We start from the raw sequence: 11,834 nt of genomic DNA on the forward strand, positions 1-11,834 counted from the left end.
ACCGTTCTACGCGGCGCGTAGCGCAGGCGCCACCTCGCGCGCGAAGAGCGTGATCGTCCGCTCGTCCAGCGGTGGGCGGGCGAGCACCAGGAAGTCGCCGACGCCGAGCTCGCGGTACGGGCGCAGCAGCTCGACGCACTGCTCGGGCGTGCCGATGACGCGGCTGTCGTTGGGCCCCTCGTCGCGGGCGCGTGCGTGCGCCTCGGCCTCGGTGGCGCCGAGCACCGCGACCATCACGATCTGCTTGCGGATCTCGGCCGGGTCGCGGCCGACGTCGCCGCAGTGGCGCTCGAGCACGTCGAGCTTGTGCCGGAACTGGGCCGGGTCGCCGAAGAACGTGTTCCAGCCGGTGGCGTGCTCGGCGACGATCCGCAACGTGCGCTTCTCACCCGAGCCGCCGATCCACAGCGGCATCGGGTGCTGCAGCGGCTTGGGCTCGCAGAGCGCGTCGTGCACGCTCAGGCGGCGGCCGTCGACGGTGGCGCGCGGCTCGGTCCAGAGCGCGCGCAGGATCCGGCAGGCGTCGTCGAGCATGTCCAGGCGCACGCCGATGCGCGGGAACGGGATGTCGTACTGGTCGTGCTCGGCCTGGTTCCAGGCCGCGCCGACGCCGAGCTCCATCCGGCCGCCGGAGACGTGGTCGATCGTGGCCGCGATCTTGGCCAGCACGCCCGGGTTGCGGTAGGTGACGCCGCTCACGATGATCCCGCAGCGCAGGCGGGTGGTGTGGGCGGCCATCGCCGACAGCAGGGTCAGCCCTTCGAAGCACGGGCCGGTGGGGTCGGACTGGATCGGCTGGAAGTGGTCGAAGACCGAGGCCCACTCGAACCCCACCTCCTCGGCCAACCGCCAGATCGCCAGGTACTCGTCAAAGCTCGCGTTCTGCTGCCCGGAATGGATGCCGAAGCGCAGCTGGTTGCCGTCGATCCGCATTTCCTCAGGCTAGGTTCGTTGCTCAGGGCCGCCGGCGCAGCCGCACGAAGGAGAACCCGATCAGGGCCGCGGCGAGGCCGTCCGCCGTGGGGCCGTCGACCGCGTTCGCGGCCTGGGCCGTCCCGCGTGCCGTCGATCTCGTCGTTCACGGCCACCGTTGCGCGTCCTTGTCACAGCCGCGCCGTTTGAGCGGGCGTACGGTCCCGTCAACGCCGAACCCGGGCTGCCAGCCCGAAAGTCTCATTCTGTATTCGTGGCAGGCAGAGTCTCGCTCGATTCCTGCTACCGAACGAGCACATGACGACTCGAGCATGCATCACCGCGCTACCGCACGAACCTCGAAGGCGCGATTGTACACAATTGCGCGCGTAACATGCAAGACCTTCGGGTGCACATGGCGCAAGAGCTTTGCCAGTCCTGCCGCGTTTGCGAGGTAAAGGTGCCGCCCGTGTTATCCAGTGTGCTGGTGGCCCTCAAGACGATGGGTTGATGTGAGTGCGGATGGGCCGTGCGCTCGAATCCCGAGACTCCGCACCACATACGGATACTTGCCATGCATGCCATACCGTTCGAGACCGCACCGCCGGTGTCGGTCGGCTCTCCTTGACGGAGGTCCCATATCCCCGCGCCGCCGAGAACGACGTCATCGTGCGGGTGGATGCCGCGGGGTTCACCCCGGCGAGCTTGACTGGCCGGGAACCTGGTGCGATCGCGCCGGCCGCGACCGGACTCGGAGCGTGCCCGGACACGAGCTGTCGGGTGTCGTAGCCGAGCTCGGTTACGGAACCACCGGCCTTACCGTGGGTCAGCAGGTGTTCGGAGTGAGCGACTGGACCCGCAACGGCTCACTGGCCGAGTACGTGGCGGTGGAGGCGCGCAACCTCGCCCCACTCCCGGCCGACGGTGTCGGATCGATCGCGGTGCAACTCGCGCGCGAAGTAGGAGCCCGAGTGATGGGCACCGGCAGGGCCGCCGATCGGGAGACCGCACTCGGTCTCGGCGTCGATGACTTCGTGGACACTCAGGCCGATCAACTGGACGATGTCGGCGAGGTCGACCTCGTGTTCGACGTCATCGGCGGCGATATCCGCGATCGCTCGGCCGGCCTGGTGCGCCCCGGCGGCACGCTCGTCAGCATCGTCTCGCCGGTCGAGGTGCGGCCCGATGACGGGCGGGCGATCTTCTTTGTCGTCGAACCCGATCGCGGTCGGCTCACCGACCTTGCACAGCGGGTGCGGGACGGCCGGCTCAAGCCGATCGTCGGAGCCGTGCGCACGCTCCCCGAGGCGCCCGCCGCGTTCGTCCCCGACCGACGCACCCACGGCAAGACGATCATCCGAATCACCGACACCGGCTAAGAGAGCAGCATGGTCAGAAGATGGCTCACCTGCGGCCTTATAGCTGCCGGCATCATGGCCACGGCCACCGCATGCGGGAACTCGGCAGAGCGCGCGACCGGCAAGGAGCCAGTTGTTGCCAGCGGGCGAGCGCCGTCCGAGACGCTGTCCTCGCTGTTCCAAACGGCGCTTCCGAATGTCGAGGGCAAGACGTTCACCTCGGCGATCGTAGACTTCCCTCCAGGGGCACGTGCGGCGCCGCATCGTCACGGCGCAGCTTTCGTTTATGCCTACGTGCTCGAGGGAACTGTCGCCAGCAGACTCGAGGGCGAGCCGACGCGTACCTACCACCAAGGCGAAAACTGGGTCGAACAGCCCGGCGCCCACCACGTGCTCACCGCAAATACCAACCGGACGAAACCAGCGAAGCTGCTCGTCGTCTTCATCTCACGCACGGGAGAAGCTCAAAGTCGACGATCCGGCAAAATAGGGGCATTCCAAGGGCATTCACTACCGATGTGTTCAGCATCGGAAGGTGACTCCGGCGGGCGAGGGCGAGGTCGTGCAGCGGCAATCTTTCAGCGGCGTCGACCTCACCGAAGTGTCGGTACACCTGAGCGAGTGTGCGAGCGCTACCCACGGGCACGGCGCTCCCCGCGGTCGGCGCCGGCATCCCGACGATCCTTCGCCGGCTACAGCCGCTCGCTCAACTAACAGCGAGCGCTCCACCTGACAGGACACCAGGTCTCGACGACCGAAGGCTCGAAGGCGTCGAATATGGGCACTCTGGGCCGCTCCAGCGCTGCTGGGTCTCGCCCTCATTGCGAGAGCGACGATCTTCGAGCTCCTGCACCGTCGGCGCTTCGCGCTCGCCGACGTGGTGCCCATGCGGGCCCTCAGCGGACGCTTCATAGGGCGGAGCTTGCGGGACACCCGGACCCCACGGGCGGCATACATGTGGCCGCCGGCGGTGTGGCCCCTCTGGGGGTTCGGGTAGCGAAACGCCGGCCATGAATCCGTCTATTGCGCCTGGAGGAAGTCGAGTACCCGGTTCGTGAGCAGGCGTGCCGTTTCGTCGTCGTGCTCGGCGAAGTAGTGCTCGGTCCCGGCGTAGACGAAGAGCTGGGCGTCGGGCACGGTCTCGGAGAGCCCTTGCGCGAACGCGAAGTCCTCGTCGCCCTCGAGAATGTGCAGCTGTAGCTCGACGCCGTTCGGCCAGGTCGCCGGCCAGTTGTCGCCCCACTCGCCGAGCGGCAGCGCCGCGTAGCAGAGCACGGCTCCCCGTGCGCCCGGGCGCGTCTGGGCAAGGGACTGCGCCGCCAGCACGCCGAGCGAGAACCCCACATACGTGACCTGCTGGGGAAGTGACGCGACGGCAGCACGGGCGCGTTCGACGACCGCCATCGGCCCCCCGAGCTGCTCTGAGTAGGCGACGCCGTCCTCAAGTTCGGAGAACGTTCGGCCGTCCAAGAGATCGGGCGTGTGCACTACGTGGCCGGCGGCCCGCAGCTCCTCGGCAAACCGGCGTAGCGGATGGGTCAACCCGAGCGCGTGATGAAAGACAACGACCTCGGCCATGCGGCGAAAGCGTAATCGCATCGCACGCCGTCGCGCCTCATCTCCGTCCCCCCTGACCGATCCTCTAACGGGACAGCCACATCTCGCGCTTTCGGACGAACGCGGGCGTCCCCCGCGTCCGCGCGCGCTGCGAGTCAATTGCGCCGTGATGTGTGACTCGCGTTTCGCGCGCGTAAGCACCAGCCGCGGCGGGACGGTCGGGTCCGATGTGGCCGCCTTGCGATCGCCCGGACGAGAGTTCGCGCCGTACCCGGCCCGACGACGGCGCGACCTCGCCCGCGAATGGCTGTCACCGCCGCTCTGCGACCGCCGCGTGCGTCACGGCCTGCGGCGCTTCACCGCCTCGCTCGCGCCCGAGACGACGCTGCGCGCGGCCGAACGACTGCCCAGTTCGAGCGCCCCGCACTGATCGCCTGGTCGGCGGACGACCAGATCTTCCCGCTCGTGGACGCGAGGCGGCTCGCGGTAACGCTGCCCAGCAGCCGAGCTCATGGACGACGAGGCGCCGGCCTGCGCTCGACCTAGCCGCGGACAACCGCGGCATAACCGCTCTCGTTGCTGGACGAGACCGTCGCGACCGGGAGCCAACGGCGGGAACTTTGTGGCATTCGCCGTCCAGACGGGGGCGCGACACGACGACCGCAAGGGCAACCCCTCGCTGTTCACTGACGGCCGGCGCCACGGTGTGCCTCGTGACCGGCCCGACCAGCGCGGCGGCGGGCAGCTCGCTCATGGTGAACACCGAGCGCAGGGTCGTTCACGAGCGGCCAAGTTCTCGACACCGCCGCCTCGCGGTCGATGACGCACACCCCGGGCGCGGCGACCTGCTCGCCCACGTTGGCGTCAAAGATCGGCGATCTCGCGCGTTTCGGGTCGCCACGCAAGCTGATCGGCTACGCCGCCTGGCCCCGTCGGCACACCGACCACAACCACGGCCTCCGGTCCAACCGCGCCGTTGACACCAAGGCGACGCTCGACGAGAAAGCGGGAGCCCGCTGGCGGGCGTGTCTGTAGGCCGGGCCGGGTGGGCGCGCTGCTCTCGCGAGGGCTGGTGTTAGGTCCCTGCGGCGGAGTAGGCTCGCCAAGCAGACGACGAGGAGGAGCCATGTCAGTCATCGTCACCCTGCGCGTGAGCGGCGATCCAGCGAGGTTCGAGCAGGCGACCGCCGCGCACGCCGACGCGATCGGTCGCATTATGGACGTCGCTAAGCGTCACGGGCTCATCGCCCATCGCTGGTACGGCGCCGATGGCCAATACATGGCCGTCGACGAATGGCCCGACGCGGACAGCTTCCACGCCTTCTTCAATGAGGCCCGACCCGACATCGGCCCGGTCATGCAGGCCGCCGGCGTGACCTCTCCACCGGAAACGACGTTCTGGCGCGCGCTCGACACCGGCGACGCCGTCGGCTGGGGGGCCTGACGAGCGAGGGTGCGCGCTCGACGATCCGCTCGCCGGGAGTAGGAGTTCTCGGTGGTCCGCCTGCACGCCGGTGGTCGCCGTCACAGCGCGAGGATCAGGTCGCGGACGGCGGCGGGCTGGGAGAGGAAGGGGTGGTGGCCGGCGTCGAGTTCCACGACGCTGCCCGCCCGACCGGCGAACTGGCGCTGCAACTCGGCGGGGGTGCCGTGGTCCTCGGCGCAGACGAGGTACGTCGAGGGCACCTGCTGCCAGGCCGCCGACTGCACCGGCTGCTCGAGCACCGCCAGGCTCTGGCGGGCCGTCTTGTCCATGGCCCCTCGCTGGATCTCCGGGTCGCAGTCCTGTAAGAACGTCTCAGCCAAGGCGTCCGGTCGCACGCTGAAGGTGCCGCCCTCGGGGTCGAAGTCGAGGAACGGGGCGGGCTCCTCCCCGCCGAAGGAGGAGAGGCTCTGCCCGACCTCGGGCAGGTAGCTGGACACGAGCAGCAGATGGCGCACGGGCTCGACGCCCGCCGCTGCCTCCGCGGTGACGATCCCGCCGTAGCTGTGGGCGACCACCACGGTCGGCTCGTCGCTCGCGATCAAGACGCGCCGGACCGCGGCGACATCCTCGGCCAGCCCGGGCCCTCCCGCATCCATCCACACACCCGTCTCGCCGCAACTCGGCAGGGCGGGCGCCTCGCTGGCGAGGCCCTGCTCGGCCAGCAGCTCACCGGTTCGGTGCCACCACCACGATCCGTCCTTCACGCATGCCCCGTGCACGAAAACGATCCGCATCATGACCTCCTCGTGGTGTGTCGATCTACCGTCGAGCAACGATAGACGTACCGATCGTTACGTGAAAACATGAGGCGATGGGCAGGCAGCGCCAACCCCAAATCAGACAGCGGCTCCTCGACGCGTGCACCGACCACGCGCTCGAGCACGGGCTCCCGGACCGGCTTGGGCCGCTGGCCGCCGCCGCAGGCACGTCGAACCGGATGCTGATCTACCACTTCGGGACCCGTGACGGACTGTTCCGCGAGGTCCTCGGACAGGCCCGCCGGCGCCAGGTCGAGGCCTTCACCGACGTCATACGCCTGCGACCCGACGAGCCCTATCCGACCACCCTGGCCCGCGCCTGGTCCGTGATCTCCGGGCCGCAGGGCGAGCCCTACCTCCGTATGTTCGGCCGGCTCCACGACACCGCGGGAGAACCGCTCTGGCCCGGCTTCCGGCGGGCCGCGACGACCGACTGGCTCGCACCACTCGAGGAAGGCATGCGCAGTCTCGGCCGACCCGAGCTGGCGACCGTCGTGCTCGCCGTCATCCGCGGCCTGCTCACGGACCTCGACGCCACCGGCGACACCGCACGCACCGACCGGGCCTTCCACGACTTCCTCGCCACCATCGATAGCGCCTGACGACCCGGAAGGACGCTGCCGCGGCGCAGCCTCCTCATCGGCACAGGCGCCGCCAACTTCGCCGACGTGGGACCCGGCTCGATCACAAAGGTCCACGGCGGCTATCGAGTCACGGCCTTCGTTCCCGACGGCACTCCCAACGCGCGGGTCCGCTTCGGCTCCACCACGCGCCATGGCTCTCATGGGCTTGGCGCGGGCATCGGGCGATGCGACCGCCTCCATGGCGACCGGCCGGGTGCTCGCTGGTGGTGACGGCGAGCGTGTCGATGCCGGACTGGTAGCGAACGTACGCGATGCGGTCGCCGTCGCGCGACGCCGTCAACGCGTCGCCGATCGGCACGTCCGCGGGCGACGCGCCGCCGTCCAGCCGCGCGGAGCGGAAGACGGAGTTGGCGCGAGAACGCGACCGCCCAGAAGCGCGCTCGTCGGGATAGCCGCGGAACCGTCGGGATCGCTGTGCGGAGCGGGGAGCGTGTGTTGAACATGCATCGGGGGCCTCTTTCTCTCGTGTGCTGACGAGGCATGGCCTGCGCTCCGGGCGTCGCGGTCGCACCCGGGCACGCCCTAGTCGTCACCCGGGAGGCGCCACTCGGCCAGCCTCGCGCCCAGCGCCAACTCCGCGTCCCGAGTCTGCAAGCCGCGCTGCATCGCGGCTTGGATCCGGTGCTGCGCCGCCCGGTCGCGCACACCCTCGCCGAAGAGATCGCTGTCGCGACGGAACTCATCGGCGGGCGCGAGCGCGATGGCGTTCACGCGCTCCTTGACGATCGCCTGGCCCGCCGCCGGGAACGCCGCGATCCGGTGCGCGAGCGAGGAGACGAACTCGCCGAGCCGATCGGCGGGCAACGCCCGATTGACCCAGCCATAGCGCTCCGCAAGCTCCGCGTCGTAGTCGTCGGCGCTCAGCATGACCTCGAGCGCGCGAGCACGACCCATGAGGCGCGTGAGGTGCTGCGCGGCCCCACCGCCCGGCAGCAGACCGAACGCCGGCTCGAACTGCCCGAAGACCGCCGACTCGCGCGCGGCGAAACGCATGTCGCACGCCAGCACGAACTCGCTGCCGGCACCGCGGACCCGACCCTCGATCTGCGCGATGCTGACCAGGCGGCTGGCGCCGAGATGATGAAACAGCGCCGCGATCGACGGCTCGCCGGTGAGCTTCGCCGCCTCCGCGCGGTACTCGCCGATCCGCGTCACGTCGACGTGGGCGACGAAGTAGTCGGGATCGCCACTCGTGAACACGAGCACCTGAACGGCATCATCGGCCTCGGCCCGCAGAATGAGCGAGACCAGGTCGCGGACCAACTCCGGCCCGAGCAGGTTCATGGGCGGCGCCGCGATGTCCGCGAACAGCACGGACCCTTCGCTGCGCACCGCGATGGTCGGGGAGGCAGCGTTCGATGCGGTCATCGTCGTGGTCCTTTCACTCGCCGCCGAACACATCGGGGCGATGGCTGCTGCACCGAATGGTGATCGTTGCGGGCACCTCAGGCGGTTGCGAAGGCAGAGGCCGTGCGAGCAACGCGGCCGGTCGGAACCCCCACGCTCTGTCGCTCCTGCTCGCCCAGGCAAAGGAGGGCCTCGGCCGCCTCTAACGATCTGCGAGACCGTGACGCCCTCCCGATCGACGCCCGCTTTCGTCTTCCCGTGACGTGCACCAGCGCCTTGCCTGAACTCGGCGTCGCGCGCTCTGCTCGTCGATCCGTGCGGCCTTGGCTGTCACGTTTCCAGCCCGCGGCGTGTCATGGGAGCAGTGACCACGACCACCGGAGGAACAGCGATGCTGGACAAGGTCTTCTACACGAGCGTGCTCGTCAGCGACCAGGACAAGGCGCTCGACTTCTATACGAACGTCCTTGGCCTGGAAAAGCGGGTTGAGAACCCGACACCCGACGGGCCGCGGTTTCTGACCGTCGGCGTCGAGGGGGACGACTTCCAGCTGGTTCTCTGGCCCGGGACACCGGGGCAGGCCGAGCCGGCGATGGGACGCCCCCCGGCGTCGATCACGATCGAGACCCACGATTGCCGGAAGACGGTCGAGGAGCTGAAGTCGCGCGGCGTCGAGTTCGTCTCGGACGTGCTCGAGTTTCCCTGGGGCTACGTCGCGCAGTTCCAGGACCCGGACGGCAACCGGCTACAGATACGACAGGGCCGCTAGTCCGCAGAGCGGCAACGGCTCAGCGCCGCGGTCGCCCGGCGCTACCCGAGATCGAGCACCTCGGGTAGCCGCCGGCGCGGTCGGCGCCGCCCGTGCTCCTTTGCGCACCGGGTATCTCGCGATCTGCGGTGGGCACACGCTTTGCGCGTACGGGGCGCCTGCTCTGCCTCGGCGCGCCGGAGGTCAGCCGGACGGCTGATCTGGTGCCTGCAATGGACGACCACAGAAGCGCCACCCGGCGGACCCGTTGTACCGGTGTATAGGCACGACGTCGGCCCGGCGCGAGCTCCCGATCGGGGTCGATCTCGAGCACAGTCGCCATAGCGATGAGGCACACGCGATGGCAAGCGGGCTCAACCGCCGCGTGGTGGGCGACGAGCGTGCTCCTGGGTCTCGTGCGCGAAGATGATCGCTCGCGCGCGAACCGCCCGTGTCGGTGATCGAGCGTGACCGGCGCCGTCACCGCTCGCGGGGTCTCCGCGTCGATCGCGACCGCCATGCGAGATAGGCCCGCATCCCTTACCCGCGCAGTTCGCCGATCCCACAGCCCGGCTGCGGTCCGCGATTCGCGGCTCGCGCGGTCTCCGCATCGCGCTTGAACAGCCGACGTAGCGCGTCCCCTTCAAGAGCAAGGAAGCGGTGACGATCCGGCGGCGACGGTGGACACTTCGCCGTGCAACCCGTCAAGCCGCGAGCGAGCTGACGTCCCCGCCGGTCGCGCTCGGCGCGGTTGCCCGGAACAGCCGGTCGAGCGTCCGTGCGCGCACCGGCCCGATGCCGCGTACCTCGAGCAACTCCTCACGCCGGGCAGCGAAGACGTGCTCGAGCGAGCCGAAGTGCGCGAGCAGCCGGCCGGCACCGACCGTGGAGATCCCCGGCAGCGAGCGCAGGACGTCCTCGGCGGTCTGGAGGTCGTCTTCGGTCGCGCGGCGCACACGCGGCGTGCCGCGCGGCTCGGACGCAGGCTTGCCTTCCAGCCGGTACAGCCGCGCGATCCACTCGGCCGTGTCCTGCGCGCCCCCGGTGCGCAGCACGCTCGCGCCGAGCGTGAGCGCACGGCCGAGCGCGCCCTGCCACGCCGCCTCGTGCATGTGCACCGGCGCGCCCTCGACGATCAGCACCACCGACGGATACGCATCGGCGAGCCGCGCAAGCTGCTCGAACAGCCGCCGATCCTTGATCGACGCGGCAAGGTCCGCCGGACCCTTACGTTCAACGACCAGCCGATCCGACACCACGTAGTCACCCGCCGGCAGCCGGGTGCCGTGCACGTCGACCCCAAGCCGCTCCAACTCGCCGGGAACGCCGGACCGCCGTTCGCCGTGGTCGAAGAGCAGCATGCTCCGTGACTACCCGCAACGAAGAGCACCACGCTGCCGCTTAGCCGTGCCGGGCACCGGCACGCGCGCGCGGCCCTTCAGGTCCCCGGTGACCTGCGGAGCGTGGGCGCCCCCTCCCCCGCGCGACAGGTTTCTGAGAAACTGCGCCCTGCTCCGGCGAGCAGTCGATCACGAGGAGGTCGCGATGGAGGGCGCAAGCACCGGGTCTCGCGGGTTCAACCACCTGCGCGAGCACTCGATCGGCCTGCCGCAGGTGCTTTTCCAGTCGATCACGCACATGGCGCCCGCCGCGGCCGTCGCATACTCGATCTTCATCTCGGTGCCGGACGCGCGGCAGGCGCTGCCGCTCTCGGTCGGCCTCGCGCTGATCGCCTGCATCTGCGCCGCCACCGCAATCGGCCAGTTGGCCAAGCTGTTCCCGTCGGCCGGGGGTATGTACACGTACGCGGCGCGGACGCTCGGCCCGTGGGCGGGCTTCCTCGTCGCCTGGCTGTTCATCCTGTTCGAGCCGTTGGTGGCGCCGTTCCTCTACCTCGAGTTCGGCTGGGCGATGAGCGACGTGTTCGAGAACCACGTCGGCTTCCACTACAGCGGCCAATGGTGGATCTGGGTGGCGCTGATGACGGTGATCGTGTTCCTGCTGACGTACCGCGACATCCGCATCTCGACCACGGCCGGCGTGATCCTCGGCGCGTTCGAAATCGGCGTCTTCGCCGCGCTCTCGCTGTGGATGCTGCTCTCGAACGCCGGCGACCTCAACGCGCAGCCGTTCAACCCCAGCCACGCCGCCGGCGACTGGGGCGGCGTGTTCAAGGGGATGGTGTTCGCGATCCTCGCCTTCATCGGCTTCGAGGCGGCGGCGCCGCTCGGCGAGGAGGCCAAGCATCCACGCCGCACCATCCCGCGCGCGGTCGTCGGCTCTGCGATCGCGATCGGCCTGTTCTACATCCTGTGCTCGTACGCGTGGGTGTTCGGCGCCGGCTTCGACAACTTCGTCGAGCAGGCGACGGGCGCCGACCCGTGGCGCAATCTCGGCGAGGTCTTCTGGAGCTCAGGCTGGATCCTCATCTTCCTGGCGATCTGCAACTCGATCGCGGCGAACTCGAACGCGGCGGTCAACGCCGCCACGCGCGTGTTCTACGCGCTCGCCCGCAACGGCCTCGCGCCGCGCCAGCTCGGGAACACGCACCCCGAGTTCAAGACGCCGAACGTCGCGATCATCTGGCTGTCGATCTTCGCGTTCGTGGTCGCGCTGTTCTTCGGCTGGCGGTGGGGACCGCTGACCGGCTTCTCGATGATCGCGACCATGGCCGTGCCGCTCGTCATCGTCGTCTACATGCTGGTCTCGGTCGGCAGCATCGTGCACTACCGGACGGTGCGGCGCGCCGAGTTCAATCCGCTCCTGCACCTGCTGCTGCCGGTCGCCGGGATCGTGCTGTTCTTCTTCCCGCTCTACTACCAGTTCTACAAGGCACCGCCGGACTATCCGGTCAGGGCCGCGAACTGGGTCGTGCTCGTGTGGACGATCGCGGGCATCGCCCTTACCGTGTGGCTCGTGCGCAAGCGGCCCGAGAAGCTGGGCGACATGGAGCGCGTGTACGTCGAGGACGAGACGGTCCCGCCGGAGGGGCGGTCGGCGGTCGAGGTGGGATAGTCCGATTTC

General features: G+C 69.4%; 10 protein-coding genes and 1 pseudogene. 6 read left to right on the plus strand and 5 right to left on the minus strand.

What is annotated here, in order from left to right; all coding sequences use genetic code 11:
• Positions 1-6: 6 nt before the first annotated feature.
• The gene (locus H958_RS0120370; protein WP_028060002.1) at positions 7-933 is read right to left on the minus strand and encodes a TIGR03560 family F420-dependent LLM class oxidoreductase; all 927 of its coding nucleotides are present in this window, start codon (positions 931-933) and stop codon (positions 7-9) included.
• Between the two features lie 603 nt (positions 934-1,536).
• Between H958_RS0120370 and H958_RS47730 the strand changes: the two are divergent.
• Positions 1,537-2,291 (plus strand): annotated as a pseudogene (locus tag H958_RS47730) (NADP-dependent oxidoreductase).
• A 54-nt stretch (positions 2,292-2,345) separates the two neighbouring features.
• Complete coding sequence (locus tag H958_RS49140) at positions 2,346-2,984, plus strand: cupin domain-containing protein (RefSeq protein ID WP_196807471.1); 639 nt, start codon at positions 2,346-2,348, stop codon at positions 2,982-2,984.
• Between the two features lie 306 nt (positions 2,985-3,290).
• Here H958_RS49140 and H958_RS0120380 read toward each other — a convergent pair whose 3' ends face one another.
• On the minus strand, positions 3,291-3,848 hold the full coding sequence (locus H958_RS0120380; protein WP_028060003.1) for a dienelactone hydrolase family protein: 558 nt from the start codon (positions 3,846-3,848) through the stop codon (positions 3,291-3,293).
• A gap of 1,105 nt (positions 3,849-4,953) precedes the next feature.
• Here H958_RS0120380 and H958_RS39055 point away from each other — a divergent pair.
• Positions 4,954-5,271: a hypothetical protein gene (locus H958_RS39055; RefSeq protein ID WP_037410901.1), complete on the plus strand. Its 318-nt coding sequence runs from the start codon at positions 4,954-4,956 to the stop codon at positions 5,269-5,271.
• Between the two features lie 80 nt (positions 5,272-5,351).
• Here H958_RS39055 and H958_RS0120395 read toward each other — a convergent pair whose 3' ends face one another.
• Complete coding sequence (locus tag H958_RS0120395) at positions 5,352-6,047, minus strand: alpha/beta fold hydrolase (protein WP_028060005.1); 696 nt, start codon at positions 6,045-6,047, stop codon at positions 5,352-5,354.
• A gap of 77 nt (positions 6,048-6,124) precedes the next feature.
• On the opposite strand from H958_RS0120395, the gene H958_RS0120400 reads away from it, so the two are divergent.
• Positions 6,125-6,673 (plus strand): TetR/AcrR family transcriptional regulator, encoded by a 549-nt coding sequence (locus tag H958_RS0120400; protein WP_028060006.1) that lies wholly within the window; start codon positions 6,125-6,127, stop codon positions 6,671-6,673.
• Between the two features lie 564 nt (positions 6,674-7,237).
• Here H958_RS0120400 and H958_RS39060 read toward each other — a convergent pair.
• Positions 7,238-8,083 (minus strand): enoyl-CoA hydratase/isomerase family protein, encoded by an 846-nt coding sequence (locus H958_RS39060; RefSeq protein WP_037410903.1) that lies wholly within the window; start codon positions 8,081-8,083, stop codon positions 7,238-7,240.
• 370 nt (positions 8,084-8,453) lie between these two features.
• On the opposite strand from H958_RS39060, the gene H958_RS0120415 reads away from it, so the two are divergent.
• A complete protein-coding gene (locus tag H958_RS0120415; RefSeq protein ID WP_028060007.1) occupies positions 8,454-8,831 on the plus strand; it encodes a VOC family protein in 378 nt (125 codons plus the stop codon).
• Positions 8,832-9,514: 683 nt separating this feature from the next.
• Here the strand turns inward: H958_RS0120415 and H958_RS0120420 are convergent.
• Positions 9,515-10,171, minus strand: a complete 657-nt coding sequence (locus H958_RS0120420) for an ERCC4 domain-containing protein (RefSeq protein ID WP_028060008.1) — start codon at positions 10,169-10,171, stop codon at positions 9,515-9,517.
• 184 nt (positions 10,172-10,355) lie between these two features.
• On the opposite strand from H958_RS0120420, the gene H958_RS39065 reads away from it, so the two are divergent.
• Entirely contained in the window at positions 10,356-11,825 is a 1,470-nt protein-coding gene (locus H958_RS39065; protein WP_037410904.1) for an APC family permease, read from the plus strand.
• Positions 11,826-11,834: the final 9 nt, after the last annotated feature.

The organism is Candidatus Solirubrobacter pratensis (assembly GCF_000425945.1).
In the GTDB taxonomy this organism is placed as follows: Bacteria; Actinomycetota; Thermoleophilia; order Solirubrobacterales; family Solirubrobacteraceae; genus Solirubrobacter; species Solirubrobacter pratensis.

Excerpts from the sequence above, each read along its gene's own strand:
- H958_RS0120370 (WP_028060002.1), bottom strand. The coding sequence starts at position 933 with ATGCGGATCGACGGCAACCAGCTGCGCTTCGGCATCCATTCCGGGCAG.
- H958_RS49140 (WP_196807471.1), top strand. The coding sequence starts at position 2,346 with ATGGCCACGGCCACCGCATGCGGGAACTCGGCAGAGCGCGCGACCGGC.
- H958_RS0120380 (WP_028060003.1), bottom strand. The coding sequence starts at position 3,848 with ATGGCCGAGGTCGTTGTCTTTCATCACGCGCTCGGGTTGACCCATCCG.
- H958_RS39055 (WP_037410901.1), top strand. The coding sequence starts at position 4,954 with ATGTCAGTCATCGTCACCCTGCGCGTGAGCGGCGATCCAGCGAGGTTC.
- H958_RS0120395 (WP_028060005.1), bottom strand. The coding sequence starts at position 6,047 with ATGCGGATCGTTTTCGTGCACGGGGCATGCGTGAAGGACGGATCGTGG.
- H958_RS0120400 (WP_028060006.1), top strand. The coding sequence starts at position 6,125 with ATGGGCAGGCAGCGCCAACCCCAAATCAGACAGCGGCTCCTCGACGCG.
- H958_RS39060 (WP_037410903.1), bottom strand. The coding sequence starts at position 8,083 with ATGACCGCATCGAACGCTGCCTCCCCGACCATCGCGGTGCGCAGCGAA.
- H958_RS0120415 (WP_028060007.1), top strand. The coding sequence starts at position 8,454 with ATGCTGGACAAGGTCTTCTACACGAGCGTGCTCGTCAGCGACCAGGAC.
- H958_RS0120420 (WP_028060008.1), bottom strand. The coding sequence starts at position 10,171 with ATGCTGCTCTTCGACCACGGCGAACGGCGGTCCGGCGTTCCCGGCGAG.
- H958_RS39065 (WP_037410904.1), top strand. The coding sequence starts at position 10,356 with ATGGAGGGCGCAAGCACCGGGTCTCGCGGGTTCAACCACCTGCGCGAG.